We start from the raw sequence: 25599 nt of genomic DNA, 5'->3' as shown, positions 1-25599 counted from the left end.
GGTTTTCGTTTTATATGGACAAAACGAAACTGCTGAAAACGACAATCTTTAAGTGGAAAAACTGACGCAGAGTTAACTACGTCAAGGGCTGACGCGAATTAGCGCGAACAGACGAAGAGACAGTTTGCGCCGGTTATCCCCATTGAGGGCGAAAACCCACAACGACCCACTTCGCCAGACCGTGTCAGAAAGACTCACCGAACACTCAGGACTCACCGCTATGGTTGATCAATCCCCCCGTTCTAGCGCAAAAACAAACGCTAAGGCCCCTACTGGAGAGGATCTTAAGACTGCGCCTCTAGACGAGGTCGAAAAAACACTGAACTCATCGCCCAAAGGCCTGACGCAGACCGAGGCGAAAAAACGTTTAGACCAGTATGGACCCAATGAGATTGCAGAGAAAAAAACCAATCCTTTCATAAAGTTCCTTTCGTACTTCTGGGGGCCCATCCCCTGGATGATTGAGGCGGCAGTGATCCTATCAGGTGTGGTCGGCCACTGGCCGGACTTCTTTATCATCCTGCTACTGCTGGTGACCAACTCCGTAGTGGGGTTCTGGGAAGAACATTCGGCAGGCAACGCCATTGCAGCACTGAAAGCCAAGCTCGCAACCCACTGCCGGGTGAAGCGCGATGAGGCGTGGGTCACCCCGCCAGCGCGTGAGTTAGTGCCAGGTGATGTGATCCAGCTTAAGCTCGGTGATATTGTGCCAGCGGATGTGCGTTTGTTGGACGGCGATCCGATGTCAGTCGATCAGTCCGCGCTGACGGGGGAATCCTTGCCCGCAACACGCCATCCTGGTGACGCGATTTTTTCAGGATCGATTGTCCGTCGAGGACAGAATAGTGCGTTGGTCTATGCGACAGGCGCGGACACCTACTTCGGCAAGACGGCGAAACTCGTCACCGAGGCGACTAACGTCAGTCATTTCCAGAAGGCCGTGTTAAAGATTGGTAACTATTTGATCTTTCTTGCCGTCATTCTGGTCGCGGTCATTATCGCTGTGTCGATATACCGTGGCGACCCGCTCCTCACTACCCTGCAGTTTGCACTGGTTCTGACGGTTGCGGCGATTCCGGTAGCCATGCCGACGGTGTTATCGGTGACGATGGCGGTCGGTGCCCGGTTGCTTTCCAAGAAGAAGGCGATTGTCAGTCGCCTGGTGGCCATTGAAGAACTTGCCGGCGTGGATGTATTGTGTGCGGACAAAACAGGGACTCTCACACAGAACCAACTGACGCTGGGCGATCCGTATTGTGTGGGCGATTTGACGGCTGACCAAGTCATCCTGGATGCAGCGCTGGCATCGCGTGCCGACAATGACGACACCATCGACCTGGCAGTATTAAGTGGTATCAAGGATGCGTCATTACTGAAAAGCTACCAGGTGCTTCACTTTACACCATTCGATCCCGTCAACAAGCGTACACAAGCCTCAGTCAAAGACCAGGACGGTAAAACCTTTAAGGTGGCGAAAGGCGCACCGCAAGTGATACTGGAACTCTCGAGTAACGGCGATGAGATGAAATCGGCGGTGCAAAAAGTGGTGGATGACTTCGCATCACGGGGTTTTCGCTCTTTGGGTGTGGCGCGTGCCGATGCCGAGGGGCCATGGCAATTGGTGGGGGTTTTACCTTTATTTGATCCGCCTAGAGATGACGCTAAAACCACTATTGCTACCGCCCTGGCGATGGGCGTCAAGATTAAAATGGTCACCGGTGATGCGCTGGCTATCGCCAAGGAAACCGCCAAGAAGCTGGATATGGGCGCCAATATCCTCGATACCAGTCATTTGGATAGCGACGGGCAAAAGAACTCGGGCGCGGAAGGCGACGCCATTGAACATGCTGACGGTTTTGCGCAGGTCTTCCCCGAACACAAGTTTCACATCATAGATGTGCTCCAGCAGCATGGGCATATCGTGGGCATGACCGGTGATGGGGTGAACGATGCACCTGCGCTGAAGAAGTCCGATTGCGGCATCGCCGTCTCCAGCGCCACGGATGCAGCACGGGCGGCAGCCTCAATTGTGCTGACCACCCCGGGCCTATCGGTGATCATCGATGCCATCAAGGAAAGCCGGCGTATCTTCCAACGCATGAACAGCTACGCTATCTACCGTATCGCGGAGACGCTGCGGGTACTGCTGTTCATGACACTGGCCATCCTGGTATTCAATTTCTATCCGCTGACGGCGGTGATGATTGTCATGCTGGCACTGCTCAACGACGGTGCCATTTTATCGATCGCCTATGACAATGTGCAGTACAAAAACCAGCCCGAGTCGTGGGATATGCGCAGCGTGCTGGGGATCGCCACCGTGCTCGGGGTCGTCGGACCGATTGCCGCATTCGGTCTGTTTTACCTTGCCGATCGGGTGTTTATGTTTGACCGGTCACATGTGCAAACATTGATGTATCTGATGCTGTCGGTCGCCGGACATTTGACGATCTTTTTGTCGCGTACCCGCGGTCCGTTCTGGTCCATTCGCCCGGCAAAAGTTTTGCTGATTGCGGTATTCGGCACCCAGATTATCGCCACGCTTATCGCCGTTTACGGTCTGTTAATGGCCCCTCTGGGCTGGGGATGGGCGTTGTTCGTGTGGGGTTACGCGCTGGTCTGGTTCTTGGTCAATGATCGTATCAAGTTGCTCGCTTACCGGATACTGGATCGCAATAAATCCACCGCTGCGCCAACGGCACGTCACACGCCTGGCGTTAAACACCCTGCTGAACCGAAAACCGACGGCAATAGCTAAACCGACGTCTGTCGCGTAGGAAAAAAAACGGGGGGAGCGCGTTTCCCTCCGAAGCACCTGATAGATTATCGACAGTCTACCCACCGGTTTTACACCAGACTCCATATAATCATATTCGTTAAATCAAATATGATATTGACATTAGCAATAGACACTTTAGTATTAGCGATAACACTATTGAGGGCGTGCCTATGTCACAGCTTACCCCCCTGTTGTTGTTCAAAAACCTGTCGGATGAGACGCGCCTGAATATTATTCTGCTGTTGCGGGATAAGGGCGAATTGTGCGTATGTGAACTCTCTACTCACCTTGATGAGCGGCAACCCAAAACATCTCGTCACCTAGCGATGCTGCGTGAAAGCGGCTTATTAGTAGACCGCCGTCAGGGAAAATGGATCCATTATCGTCTTTCACCCCATATGCCTGCCTGGGCGTCCGCCATTATTGAACAGGCGTATCTGAGCAGCCAAAAAGAGATTACCCTGCTGGAGCAGCGTGCCACCCGCAGCAATGCCAGTGTGGGTGACAAGGCGGCATGCCGCTAGCGGTTTACAACATGACACATCCTACCCTATTCGCTAAAACACATTTAATCATTGGCAATTAACGTTTTTCCTTAGACAGTAATCGATAATCCGATCGTGTTTCATCGTGAAGAAGCACGGATGGGCCCCATCGTCTAAAAGAAAAATAGAACCCAAGACCGGAGGCAGTATGTGGTTGGCAGGCGCAATTTTTATCCTGACTATTGTGTTGGTGATATGGCAACCTAAAGGATTAGGTATTGGCTGGAGCGCCACCCTTGGCGCCGTCCTGGCGTTGGCATCGGGCGTGGTGCATATCGGTGATATTCCTGTGGTATGGAATATTGTCTGGAATGCCACCGCCACCTTTATCGCGGTGATCATCATCAGCCTGTTGCTCGATGAGGCCGGATTCTTTGAGTGGGCGGCGTTACATGTCGCACGCTGGGGAAATGGCCGAGGACGGCTGTTATTTACCTATATCGTGTTACTCGGCGCCATGGTATCGGCACTGTTTGCCAATGACGGCGCGGCGCTGATCCTCACGCCCATCGTTATCGCCATGCTACTGGCTCTGGGATTTAGCCGTGGCGCGACCCTGGCCTTTGTGATGGCGGCGGGATTTATCGCCGACACCGCCAGCCTACCGCTGGTGGTCTCCAATCTGGTGAATATCGTATCGGCCGATTTTTTTAAGCTCGGTTTCACCGACTATGCCGCCATTATGGTGCCGGTGGACATCGCCTCGATTGTCGCCACGTTGGCCATGCTGCACCTGTTCTTTCGCCAGGCGATTCCAGCCACTTATGAGCGGGAAAAACTGAATGCGCCCGCTATGGCGATCCGCGATGCCAATACCTTTAAAACCGGCTGGGGAGTGTTGGGATTATTACTGGTGGGCTTTTTTTGGCTGGAACCACTGGGCGTACCGGTCAGTTTAGTGGCCGCGGTTGGCGCACTCATTCTGTTTCTGGTGGCCAAAAAAGGGCATGCCATCAATACCGGCAAGGTGTTAAAAGGTGCCCCCTGGCAGATTGTGATTTTTTCTCTGGGGATGTATCTGGTGGTTTACGGGCTGCGCAATGCCGGCCTGACCGATTATTTATCTTCGGTACTCAATGGGTTTGCCAGCCACGGCTTGTGGGCCACCACCCTCGGCACCGGTTTTTTGACCGCATTGCTGTCGTCGATTATGAATAATATGCCCACGGTATTGATTGGCGCCCTGTCCATTGACGCAAGCAGTGCAACCGGGGTGATTAAACAGGCGATGATTTATGCCAACGTTATCGGCTGCGATCTGGGGCCAAAAATCACGCCTATTGGCAGTCTGGCCACACTGCTATGGCTGCATGTGCTGGCGCAGAAAAACATTAAAATTACCTGGGGTTATTACTTGCGGGTTGGCATCGTGATGACCGTTCCCGTGCTATTTGTCACGCTGGCGGCGTTAGCCCTGCGTTTATCCGCTGTGCCGTAAAACCTCGGCCTTCAGGCCATAGGTATTTACACATCGTCGGACTGGCCTAGAACGGTTGTCGCCAGCCGGGTCAGTTCTTCCGGTGTGTATTCTGACAATAACGTCAGCGTATTCAGCAAGATCCCAAACCCCGCCAGCAGTGACGGAGCACATTCCCCTCGCCCCCGGTTTTGTTGCAGACCCGATAACCGGCACACCCAAACTCCCGGCCATGCATTTTCCTCTCCGTCTGCGCGCTGGCACGTAGAAGTGGTCATTATCCCGTCCAAGTAGCCCGGGCCGAGGTCTAACGGTCGTGGATAGGGGAAAACGCACGCAGACAAATCAATTAATCGCAGGAACGCTTTAACAGCGATCTCTATATGGCCTGATCGCTGAATAAATGAAACAAAACCACGGTCGCGTTTCATTTATTTGAGAAACGCCTCGAAAGATCTTTATATGCTGCTGTTGGCCCGGATGATGTTTAACGTGGGTAGATGTTGACGCGTTTACAGTGCGTCAATGAAAATATCTCCCACACCTCATGATCTGTTGTTCAAGAAATTTTTTAGCGATATCAGTGTTGTGACCGATTTTTTGGAAATACATCTGCCGCCGGCGCTGCGGGAAAAATGCGATCTTGGCACGCTGGTCATTACCGACGGCAGTTTTGTCACGGACGATATGCGCAACCGGCGCTGCGATATACTTTACCGCCTGCACACCACGTCAGGACCGGGTTATATCTATTGCCTGATTGAGCACCAGTCCAGCGCGGATGCGCAGATGGCGTTTCGTCTGATGCGCTACAGTATGGACGCCATGCAACTGCATATTGATCAGGGCAATAAACAGCTGCCGTTGGTGATCCCACTGTTGTTTTATCATGGTAGTCAAAGCCCTTATCCTTACAGTACTTGCTGGCTGGACTGCTTTGCCCATCCTGCCGAGGCGCAAGCACTGTACTCGCAGGCGATGCCCCTGGTGGATCTGACGGTGATCCCAGACGAAGAGATCAAAACCCACCGCAAGGTGGCGTTGCTGGAGTATGTGCAAAAGCATATCCGCGAACGGGATATCAACGTGCGACTGCGGGATATTGCCTTTCTGCTGGAGTTAACCCAACCGAATAAAGAGCAGGTGACATGCCTGCTGCACTACCTGGCGCAGGAGGCAAATACCCTTGACTCGGAGGCCTTTTTCCGTAATCTGGGACAAAAGACGACAGGCTATAAGGAGGAAATAATGACCATCGCCGAGCAGTTGGAAGAAAAGGGACGTAGTATTGGCCTCCAGGAAGGACGCAGCGAGCGCAATAGTGAAATTGCCCGAACGATGCTGGCCATGGGGTTCGATCGCGCCACGGTTGAACTTGCCACCGGATTGAGTGCCCAGGAATTGGCAGCATTGGTGGGGTAAGCGCAGTTTTTTGTTAAGTCCGATAAGTGGAAGAAAACAGCGGTGGCGTTTCATTTATTTGAGAAACGCCTCGAAAGATCTTTATATGCTGCTGTTGGCCCGGATGATGTTTAACGTGGGTAGATGTTGACGCGTTTACAGTGCATCAATGAAAATATCTCCTACACCTCATGATCTGTTGTTCAAGAAATTTTTCAGCGATATCAGCGTTGTGACCGATTTTCTTGACATACATCTGCCGCCGGCGCTGCGGGATAGGTATTTACACCTCTTCGGACTGGCCTAGGTATGTCAAAACGCTTATGCGGTATGTATGCCCGACGGCCCGGTGCATGTACACTGCAAACTGCACGATTTTCGACCGAAACCCCTGTTTTTGAAAAAAACACCCTGTCAGTCACACCGAATGCCACCTAGTCTGGTCGCAACGCCCGCTATTGTTGGTAATTATGGAATTATCATTTCAAATTATCACTCTTTATTCTCCTGATATAAACACTACTATATCGACATAACACAGCAGCACTGAACGTCACTCAACACGATATCGGGAGAAACACATGAACACATCAATCAAAACAGCCTTAGTAACCGGCGCATCCCGTGGCATTGGCCGAGCCATTGCGGAACGTCTAGCAAAAGACGGATTCACCGTTATCGTCAACTATGCCGGCAATGCCGCGAACGCCGAAGAAACGGTCCAGGCCATTGTCAACCAGGGTGGAAACGCCGTCGCCATACAAGCTGATGTTGCCAGCGAAGCTGATGTGAATCGCCTGTTCACCGAGGCAAAAGCCATCAACGGTCAACTGAATGTGGTGGTACACAGTGCCGGTATCATGCCGATGGCAAAAATCACCCCAGCGGGCCTCGCCGCTTTCGATAAAGTGATCCATACCAACCTGCGTGGTGCCTTCCTGGTGCTGGCAAATGCAGCGGAATGCATCAGCGATAATGGCCGTATTATCGCACTGTCCACCAGCGTTATCGCTAAATCCTTCCCGGCTTATGGGCCTTATATTGCCTCTAAAGCCGGCGTAGAAGGCCTGGTGCATGTGCTGGCAAACGAACTGCGTGGCCGCAACATCACAGTCAACGCAGTGGCCCCTGGGCCGACCGGCACCGAGCTGTTCTTCAACGGTAAGAGTGAAGAGCAAATCAATACCATCGCAAAAATGGCACCGCTGGAACGTATCGGCACACCTGCCGACATCGCCAGCGTGGTCGCCGCACTGGCAGGTCCGGATGGTAGCTGGGTGAATTCTCAGGTGGTACGTGTTAACGGTGGTTTTGCTTAAAGAGCGTATCGAACATCATAGACTTTGGGTCAGCGTGCGCTGGCTAATATGTTCACAGGGATAACCACGTCCAGTGACGGATTGCAATGGCCAGCCCAGCCTGGTGACACCTTATGGTGATACGTCTTCTCCTATGATATAGATATTAATAAAATAAGTTATTATTAGCCAAGAATCGGCTGAAACCGGCCACCCACCACCCTCACTGAATGAGGGTGTGAAAGGAGTTTATACATGAATCTCGATCTTGCGCTTCGAACCCGCTATGCCAGCAAAGTTTACGATGAAACAAAAAAACTCACCGCGGAGCAGGAACAACAGCTTCTTGACTTACTGCGCTATAGCCCGTCATCTGTGAACTCGCAGCCCTGGCATTTCTTCACGCTGGTGTCTGATGCGGCAAAAGAGAAAATTTTGCCCGCCGTCTCTGAAGCGAATCGCAGCAAAATCATAAAATCCGCTCTGGTTGTGGTGTTCACGACCCGTACGCAAATCAGTGAAGCACACCTGAACGCACTGTTGTCCCAAGAGCAATCAGACGGCCGTTTCGCCACCGACGAACAACAACAAAATCAGGATAAAGGCCGCCGCCATTATGTGGGTCTTAATAGCCACACCCCTGAGCAGCAGCGTAACTGGATGGCCCGCCAGGCCTATATTTCCTTGGGTTTTCTGCTGTTAGGCGCGGCTAGCATGGGTCTGGATGCAACGCCGATTGAAGGTTTTTTTGTCGATAAAATGAACGCGGCACTGAATCTTGACGCCAAACAACTGACCAGCGTAGTGGTCGCCACGGTGGGTTATCATGAAGACACGGATTTCAACGCGACATTGCCAAAATCGCGTTTCCCACAGGAGCAGGTCATTACACGCCTTTGATATCCGCCCCCCTGAAGATTGGGCGTTACGGTGCACCAGGTCAGTACCGGGTGACCAAGACGGTGAGAAGAGGAAACACCCTATGACGCATCACGCTTTACTCTATGTACCCGATCCGTTATTACAGGCGACATCGTTGGTGGTTGACGCATTCGACACCGATCTGCAGGAGTTGGTGGATAATATGGTGTGTGTTATGCGCCAGGAAAAAGGGGTTGGATTGGCGGCACCGCAATTGGGCATATTGCAGCGCGCGATCGTGGTGGAAGTGGCGCAGGCCATGGAGCGCGAGGGTGAATCGATTGCCGCGCTGCCCTTAACCACGTTAATCAACCCAGAGATCACCCCCATAGGTCATGATAAAACCGAAGGCTGGGAAGGTTGTCTTAGCATTCCCGGTTATCGGGGTTATGTGGAACGCTGGCAGCATATTGCATTTACCGCTCAGGATATCAATGGACGCCCGTTGCGGGGCCAGGCCACCGGCTTTCATGCGCGCATCATCCAGCATGAAGTTGACCATCTGAACGGCATTCTATACACCGATCGCACGGAGAAAATAGAGGTTTTCGTTCGTGCGGCAACATAATCTGCATGAGGTGATGCATTACTGACTATGTGGACATTAAGACGGCGCGATTTGCGTGGGCGACTATACTGTTAAGAGTTCTCACGTTGCGGTATGGAGCCAAAATACAATGGGCTCAACCGGTTGAGTCCCTTGTCATAGCGCGCTGAAAAAAAGAATGGAGTTTTGTGTATGATCGAGCCTGGCATTCCCGATAATGAAATCACAAGGCAAGCGACACTCGATTCCCTTCATATTGTAGATACTTCAGCAGCGGAAAAATTTGACCAGGTGACTCGGCTTGCCGCCAAATTTTTTGATGTGGAAATGGCGCTGATTTCGTTGATCGATCACCAACGCCAATGGTTTTTAACGTGTTTTGGCCTAGAAGCATCAGAGACGTCACGGAATATATCGTTTTGCGCTCATGCCATTCTTCAGCACGACACTTTTATCATAAACGATGCCCTGGCAGACCGGCGTTTTTTTGATAACCCGCTGGTCACCAGTGGTCCCAAAATTCGCTTTTATGCAGGACAACCCTTACTGTCACTCGCCGGCTTGCCAGTGGGTACCTTGTGTATAGTAGACCCGCGTCCGCGGACATTATCGTCTGATGAAGCGACAGACCTACGTTATTTTGCCGCCATCATTGAAGAGTACCTGCACAATATTGAGCGCGAGGCTCACACCGAAAGTATTGAATCCGACCTGTGGCGGACGGAAAATTTATTTAAACAGACGTTTTCTCAGGCGGCGGTGGGAATGGCGCTGGTCTCGCTCGACGGGCATTGGTTAAGGGTCAATCGGCGTCTCTGTGAAATGTTACGTTATTCAGAAAGTGAATTTTTAGCCCTCACCTTTCAGGATATTACACATCCAGACGATTTGGATACTGACTTGGATTTGCTCAACAAGCTACTGGCGGGCACCATACCCACCTATTCTATGGAAAAACGTTACTTTCGCTCAGACAAAAAAATTGTATGGACACAACTCACCGTTTCACTTAATAGCCAATTAGATGGGTCGCCCCACCATTTTATTGCCGTGATTGTCAATATTACCGAACGCAAAGAAGCGGAAGCCGGTCTTTATATTTTACAACATGAGCTCGAAGAACGGGTGGTATTGAGAACCCAAGAATTAAATACCGTCGTCAGTAAGCTCAATATTGAAATACAGAACAGGATAAATACTCAGCTACAACTCAATGCCGAAAAGGAACGTTTGCGCGCCATTACCGATAACATGCCGGCATTGATTAGTCAGGTCGACGCCGAAGAAACTTACCTGTTTGCGAACAGTACCTATATGACGTGGTTTGGCATTGACGAAACCTCGCTAAAAATGATGCACATTAGAGAATTCATCGGCGAGGAGGCATACCTCACGGCCAAACCAATGATCGACAAAGTGTTATCAGGTCAAACCGTCAGTTTTGAACATGAACTGCGCGCGCGCACTGAGATGCTGACAATTAAAACGATTCTGGTGCCCGGTGAAACTCACGGATTTTATATATTGTCGATGGATATAAGCGAACTAAAAAGATTGCAACGACATGCCGAGTACGAAGCCATGCACGATACCCTTACGGTTTTACCGAATCGTCGGGCGTTTCGCCAACAGCTCACCTTGAGCATCTCAGAAAGCGCGGCCAGGGGGCAACCTATGGCGTTATTGTTCCTTGACCTCGATGGTTTCAAACACATTAACGATACTCTGGGTCATGACATCGGCGATTTGGTATTAATTCACTTCGCCAAGATCCTGTCTGGCTGTGTGCAGGATAAAGGGTTCGTTGCCCGGCTGGCTGGCGATGAATTTACCGTTATTCTCACTACATTGACCGCCCCCATGAAACAACTAAAACAGTTGTGTGAAGAGATCATGTCGCAGTTGTCGGCGCTAACGCGATTAGGCGAAACGGATGTCAGGTTAACCGTGAGTATTGGTGCGGCCATCTACTCAGGAGATAACACCACCGGGGAAAGTTTGCTGTCCAAAGCGGATGCGGCAATGTACCGAGCCAAATCATCCGGTATAGGTAAATATTCCATCGATTAACCGAGGCGGCTATCCCAACGGCATTTATCCCCGCTCCATTGGCAATGACGCGGCCCCCTCGCCCAAGGCGCGCTGCATCAGTACCGTGTCGACCCACTGACCATGCTTAAACCCTACTGCCTTGAGCGTGCCGACCATCTCAAAGCCCAAAGAAGCGTGCAGGCGTAAAGAGCCGATATTTTGGCTATTGCCGATTACCGCAATAATTTGCCGGTAACCCTGTAGTTCAACCCGAGCGATAGCCTCATGCATCAGTAAAAAACCGACCCCCTGTTTTTGCCTATCAGCGGCAATATAGACCGAACTTTCCACGCTAAAGCGATAGGCGTAGCGTGGCCGGTAAGGAGAAAGGTAACAATACCCCACCACGTCGCCATGATGGGTGGCAACCAGATAAGGCAGTCCATGGGCCAACACATTATGGTACCTCTTGCCCATTTCGGTCACACTTGGCGGCTCGACTTCGAAACTCGCGATACCCTGTAAAACATGATGTGAATAGATCGCCTGGATCGCGGGAATATCCGCCTGCGTTGCATCGGCAAGGGTAATGTCTTTTTTCATTGCGGTTCTCTTATGAACATCATCAGATTAACCGCCATAATAAGGCGCCCCAGGCCTAATAGGTAGTGGGAAAAAACGCCCCATATAAACCGATTAACCAGTCAATAAACACCCGTACCCGCGCCGACAGTTGCCGGTGCTGGGGATACAGCGCGGATACCGGCATAGTCGGGCTTGGCCACTCGGCCAAGACTTCAACCAAGCGCCCATCCTGCAACGCGTCGTTAACATGATAACGGGGCAGTTGCACCAAACCCGCACCACGTAGCGCGCAGAACACAATCGATGCCCTCGCGCACCAAATCAACCAACCGATCACCACTGCTGATGATCACCTCAATATCGGGATAGCGCCGATGAAATTCATCCAGACGCGGCAATACGATGCGCGTGGCATGGGCACCCTGCAGATCAATACGCAACACCCCTTGTGGCCTGGCTGCGACATGGCGTAAAGACGATTGTGCATCATCAATTTCCGAGAGTATATGCAAACAACGTTCATAAAACGCCTGGCCATCCAGTGACACACGCACCTGCCGGGTCGTGCGCTCCAGCAAGCGGCACTCGAGATGCTTTTCCAGTTGTTTAATCGCATTGCTGGCCGTTGCTCTGGGAATCCCCAACTGATCCGCTGCCTGACTAAAACTGCCCAGCTCGACAATCCGGGTGAACAGCTGCAGGGTGTTCAATTTATCCATGGTCCGTTATTAACCTGATATTGCACTCTCGCGCAGAGGTAAGAATGAGATGACGTCAAGCAACCACATGGCCGAAGGCGAGGCCCACGCCCGCCGCCACGGCCATAGCCAACGCACTCCAAAATGTCACTCGCACAATGCCTTTGAGCACCGAGGCATTACCGATTTTAGCGGCAACCCCACCCAAGACGGCCAGCGAAATCAGCGTTGAACCGGCGATGGTCACGCTGGCCCATGCTATGGGCGAAACAATAGTGATGGCCAACGGCAGCGCCGCACCCACGGCAAAACTCAACGCTGAGGTCAGCGCCGCCTCCAGTGGACGAGCGGTGGTGATCTCATTAATCCCCAATTCATCCCGCGCATGGGCACCCAGCGCATCATGCGCCATCAGAGCTTGCGCCACTTGGTCGGCCAGGGCTACGTCCAAACCGCGGTTGGCATAAATAGCGGTCAATTCACGATGTTCGGCATGATAATCATCAGTCAACTCAGCGCTCTCTTGTGCCAGGGCGGCTTGTTCGGTATCTGACTGCGAGGAAACCGAAACATATTCTCCGGTTGCCATCGACATGGCACCGGCAACCAGCCCGGAAATGCCCGTTAGCAGCAAACTGGCGTGGCTCGCGTTCGCCGCCGCGACACCCAACAGCAAACTGGCGGTGGATACAATGCCATCATTGGCGCCTAATACCGCAGCCCGCAGCCATCCCACGTGCCCGATGCTATGCCTTTCCCGGTGGTAATGAATCATTTGTCACCTCATGTCCGTGCTTATCATGCTCGCGAATAAAATCAATAAAGGTGCGCAGTGGTGCGGGCACCAGCCGCCGGTCCGGATAATAAAGATAGGGGCCGGAAAACCACTGCCACCAAGGTTCGAGCAACGGTTCTAACTGGCCGCTGGCGATATGGGGTTGGAGCCATTGCTCGAATAACTGAATCACCCCTACTCCCGCCACTGCCGCCTGCACCGCCAGATCCACCGCCGCGCCCACACTGACCACCAGCGGTCCTGAAGGCTGCACCCGGCAGATTTCACCGTGCCGTTCAAATACCCATTCCGGCATGACACCGCTGGCATACTTCCCGCGAATACAGGCATGGTCCAGCAGCTCGCGCGGATGAGTAGGCCTTCCCGCGCGATCAAGGTAGCCCGGCGCCGCCGCGACGGCAAATCGCTGTCGGCGCGGCCCAATGGGTATCGCAATCATGTCCTGTTCCAAACACTCATCATAACGAATGCCCGCGTCACATCCGGCACGAAATACGTCCAGCACATTACTTTGCGCAATAATATCTAATTGGATCTCTGGATAGCAGGCCAAAAAAGCCGGCACGATGTGCGGTAAGACCAGACGAGCGGCACTCACCGGCACGTTAAGACGCAGGGTACCCCTTGGTGTGGCGCGAAACTGGTTAACGGCATCAAGCGCCGATTCCACTTCACTCATGGCTGGCAACAGCCGTTGCAACAAGGTATCCCCGGCTTCGGTCAATCTTACGGTGCGGGTGGTACGGTTGAATAACCGGACACCAAGCTGCTGCTCCGCTCTGCGCACGGCGTCGCTCAGGCGCGATGGACTGCTATTGGTGGCACGTGCCGCCTGTCGAAAGCCGCCAGCTTGAGCGACGGCCATTACCGCTTGCAACAGACCAAGATCGATTTGCATTGTGCGAAACTCCGTACAACCTGTCTTCATTTAGCAGGATAGTCGCACAGAGTTTATCCACCTACAATGCATCTTACCTTGAAGAGGAGAGCACTATGTCCAGTATCAATACATCAGATCGTTATCAACTTGGTCATCGGCAAGTCCAGCGGCTTGGCTACGGGGCGATGCAGCTTGCCGGTCCGGGAGTATTCGGCCCGGCAAAAGATCCGGCCATGGCGGTGCGTGTACTGCGCGAAGCCGTCGCAGCGGGTGTCAACCACATCGATACCGCCGATTTTTACGGTCCACACGTGACGAATCAGCTTATCAAACACGCGCTGCACCCCTACCCGGACGATCTTTGCCTGGTGACCAAGTTGGGTGCGAGACGCGACGAGAAAGGCGGCTGGATAGCGGCGTTCTCCGCCAAAGAATTAACCCTGGCGGTGGAAGAGAATCTGCGCCATCTTGGCCTGGATGTCCTCGACATCGTCAATCTTCGCAGTATGCTGGATATCCACCAGCCAAAGGAAGGTTCTTTGGAAGCGCCACTGACCGCCTTGGCCGAACTCAAACACCGTGGCCTGGTGCGACATATCGGGCTAAGTAATGTCACCCCCACCCAAATTGCCGCTGCCCAGAAAATGACGCCGATCGCCTGTGTACAGAATTGCTACAATGTGGTTCAGCGCGCGGATGATGAGTTAATCGACCAACTGGCCGCCCAGGGAATGGCGTATGTGCCCTTCTTTCCGTTGGGTGGTTTTACGCCATTACAATCAACGGTGCTGGATGATGTTGCCCAGCGACTGCAGGCCACACCCATGCAGGTTGCTCTGGCCTGGTTACTGCAGCGTTCCGACAATATTTTGCTGATTCCCGGTACATCATCGCTATCGCATCTAAAGGAAAACCTGGCCGCAGCGGATTTGGTGCTGCCCCCGGCGGAGTTACTGTTGCTTAACGGTATGGCCTGACGGCGCGGTGCCAAGGGCAGACGCTCAGTTCACCATGATGCTGTCGTAATTTCGCCAGCGGTAGTTGAGCGCCGAGACCAACCAAAAAAACACAAACAGACCGATAACCCAATAACCCACCTGGCCCATATGCGTGTTGAGATAACCAATCATATGCCAAAAACGCCCCTGCAGACTGAACTCATCAGTAATCAATCCCAGGGTTTCAAGGCCGCCAATAAAGAGAGCAATGACGACCGAGGTTGCCGTAATGGTCATATTGTAATACAGCTTGCGCACCGGCTTGGCAAAAGCCCAGCCGTAAGCGCCCACCATCACAAAATTATCGAGGGAATCAATCAGCGCCATGCCGCTGGCAAACAGTACCGGAAAAACCATAATCGACCAGACTGAGAGACCCGAAGATGCACCGGCGGCGGAAATGCCTAATAAGCCCACCTCGGTCGCGGTGTCAAAACCCAACCCAAACAAGAACCCGACCAAATACATCTGCCAGCTTTTATTAACAAATTTAAAAGCAAACCGAAAAATGCGCGTCATCAGACCACCATTACTGGCCGGCAGGTCGTCGATGTGTTGGTCGTTAACTGCCCCACCTCGTTTGATTTGCCTAAATTTTTTATAGACCGTGTGTAAAATCATGAGATTGACTAACGCCACGATCAGTAAAAAAACGGCGGAAACCAGGGTGCCGATGATCCCGCCATAATCGTGGATCCAGCCCATTTGGTTTTTGAACGCTAACGACGTGGCGGCGATAGCCGCGCAGGCAAGCAAAACAATAGTGGAGTGCCCCAGGGAAAAAAAAGCGCCGACGGAAATAGGCCGTTGCCCCTGCTGCATCAGTTTGCGGGTGACGTTATCGATAGCGGCGATATGATCAGCGTCAACCGCATGACGCAATCCATAGCTGTAGGCCAGCAACGCTGCGCCGGTTAAGGTGGCATTGTGCGCAAACACCACCCATGCCCAGACCCATGCGATAACATTTACCGACACCAAAAAAAACATCAGGAAAATCGCTTGGCATTTACTGGACGACAGGGTGGGATTGGCCATGTTTTACCCGTTGCAATAACATGAGAAGACAAGACAAAATACGCCAATCATAAAAATTATTTTTTGATCTTACAACGCTAAATATAACAAAACCACCCACCGTTAGCGGTCAGTGCGCCTTGACCGGCTTAGGGTATTTGCGTAACCAGCGGCCACTGACCAAACGCCAGTAAAAAAATACGCCGCGTACCGCCCAATCCAGGAACATGCCCAACCAAACGCCCACCACGCCAAAGCCCAACATGATACCCAGGATATAACCCGCGACGATACGGCATCCCCACATACCCAACAGCGATATCCACATGGTAAAGCGTGCATCACGGGCACCTTTGAGGCCGGCGGGCAGAACCCATGACGCCGCCCAGATAGGCATAAACGCGGCATTAAGCCAGACCAGTATTTTCACCACATGAATCACATCTTCTTCACGAGTATAAAATTGTGCCAGCAAACCGGCCAACGGCGCCGATAACCACGAAATCACGCACAAACCCAGGGTGGCCAACCAGAAGATATGCTTAAGCTGTCGCTCCGCCTGGCCGATTTGCAGTTTGCCCAGCCGGGTGCCAACGATAATCGTGGCGGCTGAACCGAGCGCATTACCCGGTAAATTAATTAAAGAGGCAATGGAGAACGCAATAAAATTCCCGGCAATCACATTGGTGCCCATGCCCGCAACAAATACCTGGGTTAATAACTTGCCGCCGTTAAACAGAACCGATTCAATACTGGCGGGAATGCCAATACCTAAGACTTCCATTAGAATATTGGTATTAAACCGGGTGAAATAACTTTTCAGGGAAATCTTCAGCGCCGGATTAAACCCGATCACCAGGACGTAAATCACCCCCGCAGCGCCAATATAACGGGAAATGGTCAACCCTAACCCTGCGCCGACAAACCCCAAGCCATGCCAGGAAAAACAGCCGTAAATCAATACGGTACTGATGACAATATTCAAAATATTCATGCCACCGTTAATCAGCATCGGGATTTTTGTATTGCCCGCACCGCGCAAGGCCCCACTGCCAATCAACGCGATGGCGGCGGCAGGATAACTCCAGACGGTAATGTTTAGGTAGGTCAGTGCCAAGGATTTTACCGCCGGCTCGGCGTTGCCGGCGATGATATTAATGATAGCTTCTCCGCTAAACTCAATACCCAGCGCCAACAGCACTGAGACCACCGTCATCATGGACAAGGATTGCCGGGCGGCGGCGCGGGCCCGTTTAGGATCAAGCTTGCCCAGACTGAACGCCACCACCACCGTAGTGCCTAAATCCACTGCGGCAAAAAAAGCGATGATCACCATATTAAAGCTGTCTGCCAACCCTACCCCGGCCATCGCTTCCTTGCCTAGCCAACTGACCAGGAAAGTACTGAGCACCCCCATGAGCAATACACACATATTTTCAAATAATATCGGTACCGCCAGCGGTGTAATTTCACGCCAGAACAAGACTCGGTAGGAATGCCGTTTGGGATACCACGCCGTACGCTCGATAGCGTGTCGCACAGGGGTTATGATATTTTGCAAAATTGTCCCAGCTATAAAAAAACGGTTGCTTTCAAATAATGGTAAAAGACCGGGTATTATGCAAAATCTTTTTATGTCCACCCGTTTCCAGCATCCGCAATGTTCAAAACATGATGCCCCGGACAATAAAAAACGGTCAGATAAATCCTATATTTCATTTTTCACCCTAAAGGGAATACAGCGTTACCACCCTCGTATTTTTGGCAATAAGGCACGGGGTACTGCGGGGGGCTTTGTGCCGGTGAAACCAGCGGTAGCGCTGCGCATGGCAAGCAAGCCATTGGGGTAACACCCACTTAATCGAACCCAGCCCCGAGCCAGCCGGTGGATAAAAAATGACTTATGCACCACAATATGGGAAAAAAGAGATATTCAGCAAAACAAAAAACCTGTATATGCTTAGGGTCGATCCTGTCGCCAGAGGCATAACGTGAAAGTAAACGCCCTATACCTTTTAGCCGGTTTACTGTTGGCCGGTTGTGCAAAACAACCCGTCGAACGGCCAATCGCGCTGGTCATGCCACCGCAACCACAAAAATTACTGGTGGAGGCGCCGAAAGGGATTTATGGTGGTTATATACACGATTCTGCAAGTATTTACGGTGTAGATGAGAAGTTGGTCAAAGCCATCATTCAGGTAGAATCCGGTTTTAATCCCAGAGCAGTGAGCAAATCAAATGCCATCGGGTTGATGCAGCTAAAAGCCTCCACCGCCGGGCGTGATGCCTACCGATTAAAAGGCCGCTACGGCCAACCCAGCGCCAAAGACTTAAAAGACCCTGCCACCAATATCGATCTTGGTACAGCTTATATTAGCATCTTGCAGCGACAATTATCGGGGATTAAAAACCCGGAAACGTTACGTTATGCAATTGCCGTAGCTTATGTGAACGGCGCAGGTGCCCTGTTGCGCTCGTTCTCCAGCGATCGGGGTTACGCTATTAGTAAAATCAATCGATTGACCCCGGAAGAGTTTTCCCGACATATCCAGCAAAAACATCCTCAGCCCCAGGCGCCCCGTTATTTGTCGAAAGTAAAAAACGCCTACCTGGCGATGCGCTGATAGCGCACCCCGCCTTAGCTGAGACGCCGCCCGTTTTAGTTAACCCGCGGGTCGCGATCGCATCACTGCACGGCCCTAAGCGCCCACTTTTTCACCACGCATAGCGCTACCCCCGCTGGCGCGTCGTAAAAAAACCGGCCTACTGACTCAGGCCGCCCGTCCGCCCAGATAAAGCTCGCGCACCCGATCATCATGCACCAGTTCGGCGGATTTACCGGTCAGCGCCACGTTGCCCAGCGCCAAGATATAGGCACGATCGGAGATCCTGAGTGCCTCCATGGCGTTTTGTTCCACCATCAATATGGCCACATCTTCGAGTTTTCTGATCTGTAAAATAGCCGCAAACACATCATCGAGCATTTTGGGCGACAGACCGGCTGAAGGCTCGTCGAGCAACAGCGTTTTCGGCGCAGGCATCAGCGCCCGGCCGAGGGCCAGTATTTGCCGCTCGCCGCCGGACAGTGTGGCGGCGGGCAGGTTGAATTTGCGCCCCAACATCGGATATAAATCACACAAAGCGTCCATACGCTGACGACGCCACGGCTCGCGCATAAACTGGCCGCCGATCAGCAGATTTTCACGCACGCTCAGGTTAGTAAACACATTATCGGTTTGCGGCACAAAACCCAAGGCGCACTGACGCACCTTAAGATGAACCGGCAACATGCCCACTTCCGAACCGTCCAGCAGCATTTGCCCTGAACGTGGTCGCAAGAACCCGGCAATACATTTTAACAAGGTGGACTTGCCACATCCATTGGGACCGAGCAACGTCACGATCTCAGCGCGGCCCACGTCGATGGAGATGCCTTTAAGGATATCGATGCCCGGCGTATAACCGGCAATCACCTCGCGCAGGCTAATCATACCGCCTCCGGTAATGGCTTGGCCTTGGTACCTAAATAGGCCTCCAACACCTTGGCGTTATTCGTGAGTTCATCAGGGCGACAGGTGGCAACAATATGTCCCCGATCGAGCACAATGCAACGATGGCAGATATCACGGATAAAATGCATATCATGCTCAATAATCATAAGCGACAATCCTCCTCGATTGAGCCTTTTTAAGGTGTCGACAATATCGTTACGCAAATTCGGATGCACCCCCGCCATGGGTTCGTCCAGCATCAACAGCTTGGGCGACCCCATCAGTGCGCAGGCAATACCCAGCAATTTTTTCTGTCCACCGGACAAGGCGGCCGCCGGTAAATCGCGGACCTTGGTCAGCAACAATTCATCAAGCAATGCGCTGGCTTTTTCGCGGTCCTCACGTTCGGCTAAACGGGCTGACGGCAGCGGCAAGATACTGCTCCAAAAACCATGGTGTCGGATGCCGGCGGCCAAAACCACTTCCATTACCGACATTTTCTCCGGCATGACGGGCAATTGAAACGTACGGGCGATGCCCTTGCCCACCAATTGGTAAGTCGGCAGGCGGTCGATATGCAGTTGATCAATCATTATCTCGCCGGTATCAACGGTGGTGAACCCCGATATGGTGTTCAGCAAGGTGCTTTTACCCGAACCATTGGGCCCCAGCAGCCCAAGGATTTCCCCTTGCCCGACCACAAAGTCGATCTGCTCCAGCACCTTATTGCCGCCAAACGCTTTGCTGAGATTGCTCACGTGCAACAATGGTTTCATGGGATTTTCCTCAATCGTTCCGGGAATATTCCCCCTGGACGCCCCAACAAACAGGCCAGCAAAATAACGCCTAACGTACCCAATCGCAGTGCACCGGCAATATCAGTATTGATATCGATAAAATCTTTCGCGAAAGGAATAAAGGAATACAGGCATTGCACCAATAACGCACCGGCCACCACACCATAAACATTGCCTAGGCCGCCAATCATCACCATGCTCCATATAATGAACGTTTCCGACGACAGCAGATAATCCGGACTAACATAGCCGGTGTAATACGCCAATAGCGAGCCGGCAAAAGCGGTAAGCGCCGCGCTGACCATCAATGCCGTGCGTTTGAGTCCCGGTAACGAGTAACCAAAGCAGACCGCCAACTGGGGTTGTTCGCGCATTAAGCGCAGCGCCCGGCCAAACCGGTGTCCCGCCATGCGTTGGCTGGCAAAGGCTGCCAATGCCAATATCACCATCACCACGGCGGCGAACAGGAGATTATCCGCACGCTGACTGCCGGCATCGAAAGGAATAACAATACCGCTGAGCCCCTGGGGCCCCCCGGTCAGCCAATCTTCATTAAACGCCAGGGTGCGGATCACTTCCGCAATGGCCAGAGTGGCTATGCCCCAATAGTCGGACGCCAGTTTACCGCCCAACCCGGCCATCAACAGACCCACCATCATGGCAATAACGATGCCCGCAGGAATAGACAATAAAGGAGAGCATCCCAGGTGCGCACCGATACCCACCGCATAGGCGCCTATACCGGCAAACGCAATATGACCAAAATTGAGTAAGCCGGCATAACCGCTTTGAATATTGAGGCCAACGGCAATCAGCGCATAAATGCCAGCAATGCTGATAATATGTAATAGAAAATCAAACACGGTTAACCTCCCGGTGAAAGAGACCGTAAGGACGCAAAAATAGCGTAACGAGTAAAATGATAAATGAGGCCGCGTTAATGTAGGTCACCGGCACGAAGGAAAACAGCCCAAAACTGATGTCACTGAAATCAAAACTTATCACCAAGGTCTCGGTGGCGGCGATCAGCAGGGCGCCCACCACCGCGCCAAGTGGGTTGCCCAACCCGCCTAAAATCGCGGCGGCCAGGATGGGTAATAGCAGATCGTTACCCTGGTTAACGTAGGCACTGGTATTCATCGCCAGTAAGGTCCCCCCTAACGCGGCCAATACCCCACTCAGAAAATTGACGCCATTGGTGATGGCATCCGCGTTCAGTCCGGACGCGGCGGCCAATTCCCGATTGCCGGCCAATGCGCGGATGGAACGTCCCAGGGACGTGTTAAACAACAGCAACGTAAACAGCACCAGCAGCACTGCGGTAATGCCAATGGACCAGATTTGCTCTGGTGAAATCAAGGCTCCGCCCCAGGCCAAGGCACGGGTTACCGGCAAAGCATAGGTGAGTGGCGCGGAACCGGCGATACCCAGCACTGCCGCGATCAGGATCATTGATACCGCCAGCGCGCCAATCATTCCTTGCGCCGGTCCACTGCGCAGGAGGTGGCGAAAGACCAGATGGTGCAGCAATATCGCCAGCAGGCCGATCAGCACGCAGGAAAATCCGGCCGCCAACCACAGCGGCGCACCGGCGCGCAGGAGGTAACCGGAAATAAACGCCCCCAACATGGCGTACTGTACATGGGCGATATTCGGGAATTTTACCAAGCCATATACCAAGCTCAGCCCTAAGGCTATCAGGGCCAGATCCGAGGTCCGAATCAGGGTATCCAAGATGAATTGAAACATAATAAAAGTCCGGGTTGGCGGTAAGTTCGCCGGTGCAACCGCCCACCGGCGAAACCAGGCTTAACGGGCGACGATAGCGCCGTTGAGGCTTTTTACTTTTTCATAGGGCTGTTTCTGACGTTGACGATCACTATCGAGATCGAGCGCCCCTGTCACACCAACAAAACTCGGGGCCACCTGCTTCATGGCTGCCAGAATGGCCGCCGGATCGGCACTGCCGGCCTTGTTAATCGCCGCCGCGGCCAGTTTCACTGCGTCGTACGCATAACTGCCGTAGGCAGACTTCATGCCTTCACCGTATTTTTTACGGTACTCGTCAGCATAACCCCCGTCTTTATCACTCAGGCCGGCAACTTCCATCCCGGTTTGTCCCTTAACAAACTGAGCCGGCGAATCGGCGGTGCTCATGGTCAGGTAGATGCCGTACCAGGGTGTTTTATTCAACCCCAATTCGTAGGACTCGCGATTGAGTACTACCGCTTCCTGCCCATAGCTGGTATAGACATAAAGATCCGGTTTTGCCCGCGATATTTGCTGCAGCTCACGCCGATAGGATGACTGCCCAGCGGTATACAGCAACTTGGCAACGACGTTGCCGCCGTCGGCGGTGAAAAATTTGGCAAACTGTTCCGCCATGCCCTGCCCATAAGCCCCGTTAGGCGCGATAAACGCGACATGGCGGTAGCCTTGTGCATATACATCTGCCGCTGAGAATTTCGCGGAGAGATCGTCAAGACCGATAACGCTAAATGAACTTGCGCCAATGGTGCGAATACCGGTACTGGTCCCAGCGATATTGATGTGGGTTAATTTATTTTTAACCAGATATTGACCAATGGGAATGGTGACACTGGAAGAGAACTCACCGATGACCAACGGCACTTTATTCACCTCAGTCAGCTTGCGAACCGCGTCTAGTGCTATGCCAGGACTGCCGGCCGAGTCCTCGACCATAACCGCCATTTTCTGGCCGGCGACACCCCCGTGGGCATTAATATCCGCTATAGCCAAATCCATGCCGCGCTGCTGATCCTTACCGATATCGGCACTGGTGCCGGTCAACGGCAGAATCGCGCCAACGGTAATATCCGCCAAAGCAAGTTGCGCCGCCCCGGCATATGACATAACGGCCAATGCCAGTAGGGTTAACGATTTATGAACAGGTAATGACATTAAAGTGCTCCCGGTGTTAAGAATCGGCTGTGATCAGGTGAGTAAAACGCATTCCCAGTCTGGGTAATAAATTAATAACTATAAAAAAAACAAAATGTTATACACATTATCTACAAGTAAATTCATTACTGTATATCAATGTGAATACACTTTAAATAAACACAGCAAAACCTATGCCATTCTGTGTGTATTGCTGCGCTTACCGGTAAATCAAACCAAAAACTTACCGGGGTATCGGAGACTTTTTTTGCGGTTACTGGCTGTAATTAATATAAAAATTATCTTTATCCTGCGTGATCAACCGGCAGCAAACTTTTACCGGTTGATTGATAATATTGCCCTTTGCGGTGAAAAATGTATTAACCATTGCCACGGTAAATAAGATGAATTGCTTTAAATCGGTGCATTACGTCGGCGGTATTGTATTATTCTGGTGCAGCGGGGGAAAATAACACGAGCGATGTGTAGATAGCAGTGTATTCACAATCTGATTGTTTTCTTTTTTGGGCCATGTTATTTATTAAAAAAAGGCTACCCCTCCTCAGGTAACCAATGCATCAGGTATTCAATGACAGTGCAGCAAAGTAAAACCAGCCCTAAGCCCAAGAAAACCGGTCGTAGCGCGGACAGTGTGGACAAGGTCTACGAAGCGGTGAAAAAACTCGCTGTGGATTATCATTTCCGGCCGGGGGAACGCATCAATGAAGTCGAATTAGCCGGCAGGTTAGGTGTATCCAGGACTCCGGTGCGTGAAGCGTTAAACCGACTGGCGCGCGACGGATTTATGACCTGCGTACCCAATCGGGGTTTCTATTCACGGGAAATTACCCCCCAGGGTGTGCATGCGATGTATGAAATGCGCGCGGTGATTGAGCAGGCAGCATTTCGTTTTGCCTGCCTGCGCGGCTCCGATGATGACATCGCCGCGACCGTCGCTATCTGGAACACCCATAAGGATATTAGCCTGGAAGACGACGCTGTCGGTAACTGGGAGCGCGTGGCTGAGGCTGACGAAGCCTTTCATATGTCCATTGCCCTCATGTCGAAAAACGAATTGCTCTATGAAACACTGGAAGGGCTGAACTCGCTGATCAGGTTTTTTCGCCGCATTGATCTCGCCACGCCGAGCCGGCGGATTAACGCTTATGACGAGCATGTGGAAATCATCGATGCCTTGTGCTGCCGAGATGCAGAACGCGGGGTTAAGATCGTCGAACAGCATATCACCCTCAGTTCCGAACATGCGGTAGAGGTCACTAAAGAAGGTTTGGCGCGTATTTTCTTCGGCTATCAGCGGTAAAAAATTTATTGATTTTATGTGTATACACATTATCGTACAGTTTTGAATACAGTTAATTCATCGGCACGATATCCCTTGGCAAGTATTTAGTGCCAGCGTCCTGTATCGGCCGAAAATAACAGACTATATTTTATCAATAACACCATTTTATTGACGCCAGGCCAAACAATGGCCCACGCCGGGAATAGTATAAATGAACATAGCAGAAAAAAAAGCATTCAGTCTGGACCATGTGTTGGTCACGCCTAAAGACTATATATTAACGCTGGAGCAGTTCCGCCTGTTGGGGTTTTCTCCTTCGCCCATCAGCTATCATCCATGGGGCACAGCCACCTGTTTTATCATGTTTGCCGATAATTTCATTGAGTTGATAAGCGTCACCGACCCCGACAAATTGGGCACCGGCGCGGTCAATGGATTTTGTTTCGGCCGTCAGATGGACGCCTTTGCGCGCCGGGGTGAAGAAGGCATTTCACTGATAGCACTGCACAGCAAAGATGTCCGGCAACACTTCAGCCAACTCGCGGCGAAAATACCTGAAAACCAGGGTGTGGTCGATTTTCGGCGACCCATTATCCTGGAAAATGGTCAGCCGGATGAGGTGGTGGTGTCAATGGCCTTGTTTATCGATCAGCACTCGCCCGACAGCTCGTGGTTTTTATGCCAACAGCACCGTCCTGATTTGATCTGGCAAGATCAGTGGCGCCAGCATGAGAATGGCGCCGACGCGATGTTGGCGGTAACCTATCTGGTCGAGGATCCGGCTGAACTGGCGGCTGGCTGGCAACGACTTTATGGGGATCGGGTTCGCTACGATGGCCGCATAGCCGAAGTCGATACCGGATCCGGTGTGCTGCGTGCCATCGATCTCGCTAGCGCACAGTCAGAATATGCTGGGGTCGCGCTGCCCGCAGCAGCCAGTTCGCGAGCGCACGGTATTTCACTACGGCTGCACACCGCCAGTCTGGAACCCTTGATTCGCCGATTAACGACCCACGGCGTGGCTTACCACCACACCCCTGGCAGGGTACTGGTGGCACCCGATGCTGCAGGCAATGTGATTATCGAGTTTGTCCAGCACCGCTGACACCGTTGTTCTGCGCCTGACGCAGCCGCACCGTTCAGTACGAGAACGTTTATGCCGAATAATCAGTTAACCCCCAAGCAGGTGAACAT

At 52.2% G+C, this 25599-nt stretch carries 25 protein-coding genes and 1 pseudogene; 14 read left to right on the top strand and 12 right to left on the bottom strand.

The genetic code is table 11. The annotated features are described in order from the left end of the window. Positions 1-220 precede the first annotated feature (220 nt). From SJI19_RS06025 to SJI19_RS06015, 3 genes are all read left to right on the top strand, one after another. Entirely contained in the window at positions 221-2758 is a 2538-nt protein-coding gene (locus SJI19_RS06025) for a plasma-membrane proton-efflux P-type ATPase (RefSeq protein ID WP_323477366.1), read from the top strand. Positions 2759-2949: 191 nt separating this feature from the next. Next, a complete protein-coding gene (locus SJI19_RS06020) occupies positions 2950-3303 on the top strand; it encodes a metalloregulator ArsR/SmtB family transcription factor (RefSeq protein WP_323477365.1) in 354 nt (117 codons plus the stop codon). 169 nt (positions 3304-3472) lie between these two features. After that, positions 3473-4762 (top strand): arsenic transporter, encoded by a 1290-nt coding sequence (locus tag SJI19_RS06015; protein WP_323477364.1) that lies wholly within the window; start codon positions 3473-3475, stop codon positions 4760-4762. A gap of 26 nt (positions 4763-4788) precedes the next feature. Here SJI19_RS06015 and SJI19_RS06010 read toward each other — a convergent pair whose 3' ends face one another. Beyond that, entirely contained in the window at positions 4789-5019 is a 231-nt protein-coding gene (locus SJI19_RS06010; protein WP_323477363.1) for a hypothetical protein, read from the bottom strand. A gap of 247 nt (positions 5020-5266) precedes the next feature. Between SJI19_RS06010 and SJI19_RS06005 the strand changes: the two genes are divergently transcribed. The 6 genes from SJI19_RS06005 to SJI19_RS05980 all read left to right on the top strand — a co-directional run bounded on the left by SJI19_RS06005 (position 5267) and on the right by SJI19_RS05980 (position 10978). Next, positions 5267-6163 (top strand): Rpn family recombination-promoting nuclease/putative transposase, encoded by an 897-nt coding sequence (locus tag SJI19_RS06005; protein WP_323477362.1) that lies wholly within the window; start codon positions 5267-5269, stop codon positions 6161-6163. Positions 6164-6311: 148 nt separating this feature from the next. Beyond that, positions 6312-6449, top strand: a complete 138-nt coding sequence (locus SJI19_RS06000) for an Rpn family recombination-promoting nuclease/putative transposase (protein WP_416347512.1) — start codon at positions 6312-6314, stop codon at positions 6447-6449. A gap of 274 nt (positions 6450-6723) precedes the next feature. Beyond that, a complete protein-coding gene (locus SJI19_RS05995; protein ID WP_323477361.1) occupies positions 6724-7461 on the top strand; it encodes an SDR family oxidoreductase in 738 nt (245 codons plus the stop codon). Between the two features lie 234 nt (positions 7462-7695). Beyond that, positions 7696-8340 carry an oxygen-insensitive NAD(P)H nitroreductase gene (nfsB, locus tag SJI19_RS05990; RefSeq protein ID WP_323477360.1) on the top strand — a complete coding sequence of 215 codons (645 nt, stop codon included), beginning with the start codon at positions 7696-7698 and terminating at the stop codon, positions 8338-8340. 82 nt (positions 8341-8422) lie between these two features. Further along, positions 8423-8929 carry a peptide deformylase gene (gene def / locus SJI19_RS05985; protein WP_323477359.1) on the top strand — a complete coding sequence of 169 codons (507 nt, stop codon included), beginning with the start codon at positions 8423-8425 and terminating at the stop codon, positions 8927-8929. Positions 8930-9100: 171 nt separating this feature from the next. Then, entirely contained in the window at positions 9101-10978 is a 1878-nt protein-coding gene (locus SJI19_RS05980; protein WP_323477358.1) for a diguanylate cyclase domain-containing protein, read from the top strand. A 24-nt stretch (positions 10979-11002) separates the two neighbouring features. On the opposite strand, the gene SJI19_RS05975 is transcribed toward SJI19_RS05980, so the two are convergent. The 4 genes and pseudogenes from SJI19_RS05975 to SJI19_RS05960 all read right to left on the bottom strand — a co-directional run bounded on the left by SJI19_RS05975 (position 11003) and on the right by SJI19_RS05960 (position 13916). Then, positions 11003-11542, bottom strand: a complete 540-nt coding sequence (locus SJI19_RS05975; protein WP_323477357.1) for a GNAT family N-acetyltransferase — start codon at positions 11540-11542, stop codon at positions 11003-11005. A gap of 55 nt (positions 11543-11597) precedes the next feature. Beyond that, positions 11598-12243: pseudogene (locus SJI19_RS05970) on the bottom strand (LysR family transcriptional regulator). Between the two features lie 55 nt (positions 12244-12298). Continuing rightward, complete coding sequence (locus SJI19_RS05965) at positions 12299-12997, bottom strand: VIT family protein (protein ID WP_323477356.1); 699 nt, start codon at positions 12995-12997, stop codon at positions 12299-12301. Next, entirely contained in the window at positions 12969-13916 is a 948-nt protein-coding gene (locus SJI19_RS05960) for a LysR family transcriptional regulator (protein WP_323477355.1), read from the bottom strand. The genes SJI19_RS05965 and SJI19_RS05960 overlap by 29 nt, the downstream gene beginning before the upstream one ends. A gap of 95 nt (positions 13917-14011) precedes the next feature. Between SJI19_RS05960 and SJI19_RS05955 the strand changes: the two genes are divergently transcribed. Then, positions 14012-14875, top strand: coding sequence for an aldo/keto reductase family oxidoreductase (locus tag SJI19_RS05955; RefSeq protein WP_323477354.1), 864 nt, complete (start codon positions 14012-14014; stop codon positions 14873-14875). Between the two features lie 24 nt (positions 14876-14899). Here SJI19_RS05955 and SJI19_RS05950 read toward each other — a convergent pair whose 3' ends face one another. Next, a complete protein-coding gene (locus SJI19_RS05950) occupies positions 14900-15934 on the bottom strand; it encodes a HoxN/HupN/NixA family nickel/cobalt transporter (protein WP_323477353.1) in 1035 nt (344 codons plus the stop codon). 109 nt (positions 15935-16043) lie between these two features. Beyond that, positions 16044-17474: an EmmdR/YeeO family multidrug/toxin efflux MATE transporter gene (locus SJI19_RS05945; protein WP_323477352.1), complete on the bottom strand. Its 1431-nt coding sequence runs from the start codon at positions 17472-17474 to the stop codon at positions 16044-16046. Between the two features lie 58 nt (positions 17475-17532). Here SJI19_RS05945 and SJI19_RS05940 point away from each other — a divergent pair, with 58 nt between their 5' ends. Then, a complete protein-coding gene (locus SJI19_RS05940) occupies positions 17533-17763 on the top strand; it encodes a hypothetical protein (protein ID WP_323477351.1) in 231 nt (76 codons plus the stop codon). A gap of 141 nt (positions 17764-17904) precedes the next feature. Then, positions 17905-18537, top strand: coding sequence for a transglycosylase SLT domain-containing protein (locus SJI19_RS05935; protein ID WP_323477350.1), 633 nt, complete (start codon positions 17905-17907; stop codon positions 18535-18537). A gap of 147 nt (positions 18538-18684) precedes the next feature. On the opposite strand, the gene SJI19_RS05930 is transcribed toward SJI19_RS05935, so the two are convergent. From SJI19_RS05930 to SJI19_RS05910, 5 genes are read right to left on the bottom strand one after another with little or no spacing between them, the layout of a single operon-like run. Next, a complete protein-coding gene (locus SJI19_RS05930; protein ID WP_323477349.1) occupies positions 18685-19404 on the bottom strand; it encodes an ABC transporter ATP-binding protein in 720 nt (239 codons plus the stop codon). Beyond that, positions 19401-20180 (bottom strand): ABC transporter ATP-binding protein, encoded by a 780-nt coding sequence (locus tag SJI19_RS05925; RefSeq protein ID WP_323477348.1) that lies wholly within the window; start codon positions 20178-20180, stop codon positions 19401-19403. Before SJI19_RS05925 ends, SJI19_RS05930 begins: the two co-directional genes overlap by 4 nt. Beyond that, the gene (locus tag SJI19_RS05920; RefSeq protein WP_323477347.1) at positions 20177-21064 is read right to left on the bottom strand and encodes a branched-chain amino acid ABC transporter permease; all 888 of its coding nucleotides are present in this window, start codon (positions 21062-21064) and stop codon (positions 20177-20179) included. Before SJI19_RS05920 ends, SJI19_RS05925 begins: the two co-directional genes overlap by 4 nt. Then, positions 21057-21950, bottom strand: a complete 894-nt coding sequence (locus SJI19_RS05915; protein ID WP_323477346.1) for a branched-chain amino acid ABC transporter permease — start codon at positions 21948-21950, stop codon at positions 21057-21059. The genes SJI19_RS05920 and SJI19_RS05915 overlap by 8 nt, the downstream gene beginning before the upstream one ends. Positions 21951-22010: 60 nt before the next feature. Beyond that, positions 22011-23123 carry an ABC transporter substrate-binding protein gene (locus SJI19_RS05910; RefSeq protein ID WP_323477345.1) on the bottom strand — a complete coding sequence of 371 codons (1113 nt, stop codon included), beginning with the start codon at positions 23121-23123 and terminating at the stop codon, positions 22011-22013. 568 nt (positions 23124-23691) lie between these two features. On the opposite strand from SJI19_RS05910, the gene SJI19_RS05905 reads away from it, so the two are divergent. Further along, positions 23692-24423 (top strand): GntR family transcriptional regulator, encoded by a 732-nt coding sequence (locus SJI19_RS05905; protein ID WP_323477344.1) that lies wholly within the window; start codon positions 23692-23694, stop codon positions 24421-24423. A 193-nt stretch (positions 24424-24616) separates the two neighbouring features. Next, positions 24617-25510 (top strand): VOC family protein, encoded by an 894-nt coding sequence (locus tag SJI19_RS05900; RefSeq protein ID WP_323477343.1) that lies wholly within the window; start codon positions 24617-24619, stop codon positions 25508-25510. Positions 25511-25599 lie beyond the last annotated feature (89 nt).

The organism is Acerihabitans sp. TG2, assembly GCF_035013185.1.
Lineage (GTDB): Bacteria > Pseudomonadota > Gammaproteobacteria > Enterobacterales > Enterobacteriaceae > Acerihabitans.
Note: the sequence above shows the minus strand (reverse complement) of the source record. Positions and strands in the feature narration are given on the sequence as shown.

What these genes read in the sequence shown, in the direction of transcription:
- SJI19_RS06025 (WP_323477366.1), top strand. Translation starts at nt 221, where the DNA reads ATGGTTGATCAATCCCCCCGTTCTAGCGCAAAAACAAACGCTAAGGCC.
- SJI19_RS06020 (WP_323477365.1), top strand. Translation starts at nt 2,950, where the DNA reads ATGTCACAGCTTACCCCCCTGTTGTTGTTCAAAAACCTGTCGGATGAG.
- SJI19_RS06015 (WP_323477364.1), top strand. Translation starts at nt 3,473, where the DNA reads ATGTGGTTGGCAGGCGCAATTTTTATCCTGACTATTGTGTTGGTGATA.
- SJI19_RS06010 (WP_323477363.1), bottom strand. Translation starts at nt 5,019, where the DNA reads ATGACCACTTCTACGTGCCAGCGCGCAGACGGAGAGGAAAATGCATGG.
- SJI19_RS06005 (WP_323477362.1), top strand. Translation starts at nt 5,267, where the DNA reads ATGAAAATATCTCCCACACCTCATGATCTGTTGTTCAAGAAATTTTTT.
- SJI19_RS06000 (WP_416347512.1), top strand. Translation starts at nt 6,312, where the DNA reads ATGAAAATATCTCCTACACCTCATGATCTGTTGTTCAAGAAATTTTTC.
- SJI19_RS05995 (WP_323477361.1), top strand. Translation starts at nt 6,724, where the DNA reads ATGAACACATCAATCAAAACAGCCTTAGTAACCGGCGCATCCCGTGGC.
- nfsB (WP_323477360.1), top strand. Translation starts at nt 7,696, where the DNA reads ATGAATCTCGATCTTGCGCTTCGAACCCGCTATGCCAGCAAAGTTTAC.
- def (WP_323477359.1), top strand. Translation starts at nt 8,423, where the DNA reads ATGACGCATCACGCTTTACTCTATGTACCCGATCCGTTATTACAGGCG.
- SJI19_RS05980 (WP_323477358.1), top strand. Translation starts at nt 9,101, where the DNA reads ATGATCGAGCCTGGCATTCCCGATAATGAAATCACAAGGCAAGCGACA.
- SJI19_RS05975 (WP_323477357.1), bottom strand. Translation starts at nt 11,542, where the DNA reads ATGAAAAAAGACATTACCCTTGCCGATGCAACGCAGGCGGATATTCCC.
- SJI19_RS05965 (WP_323477356.1), bottom strand. Translation starts at nt 12,997, where the DNA reads ATGATTCATTACCACCGGGAAAGGCATAGCATCGGGCACGTGGGATGG.
- SJI19_RS05960 (WP_323477355.1), bottom strand. Translation starts at nt 13,916, where the DNA reads ATGCAAATCGATCTTGGTCTGTTGCAAGCGGTAATGGCCGTCGCTCAA.
- SJI19_RS05955 (WP_323477354.1), top strand. Translation starts at nt 14,012, where the DNA reads ATGTCCAGTATCAATACATCAGATCGTTATCAACTTGGTCATCGGCAA.
- SJI19_RS05950 (WP_323477353.1), bottom strand. Translation starts at nt 15,934, where the DNA reads ATGGCCAATCCCACCCTGTCGTCCAGTAAATGCCAAGCGATTTTCCTG.
- SJI19_RS05940 (WP_323477351.1), top strand. Translation starts at nt 17,533, where the DNA reads ATGCAAAATCTTTTTATGTCCACCCGTTTCCAGCATCCGCAATGTTCA.
- SJI19_RS05930 (WP_323477349.1), bottom strand. Translation starts at nt 19,404, where the DNA reads ATGATTAGCCTGCGCGAGGTGATTGCCGGTTATACGCCGGGCATCGAT.
- SJI19_RS05925 (WP_323477348.1), bottom strand. Translation starts at nt 20,180, where the DNA reads ATGAAACCATTGTTGCACGTGAGCAATCTCAGCAAAGCGTTTGGCGGC.
- SJI19_RS05915 (WP_323477346.1), bottom strand. Translation starts at nt 21,950, where the DNA reads ATGTTTCAATTCATCTTGGATACCCTGATTCGGACCTCGGATCTGGCC.
- SJI19_RS05910 (WP_323477345.1), bottom strand. Translation starts at nt 23,123, where the DNA reads ATGTCATTACCTGTTCATAAATCGTTAACCCTACTGGCATTGGCCGTT.
- SJI19_RS05905 (WP_323477344.1), top strand. Translation starts at nt 23,692, where the DNA reads ATGACAGTGCAGCAAAGTAAAACCAGCCCTAAGCCCAAGAAAACCGGT.
- SJI19_RS05900 (WP_323477343.1), top strand. Translation starts at nt 24,617, where the DNA reads ATGAACATAGCAGAAAAAAAAGCATTCAGTCTGGACCATGTGTTGGTC.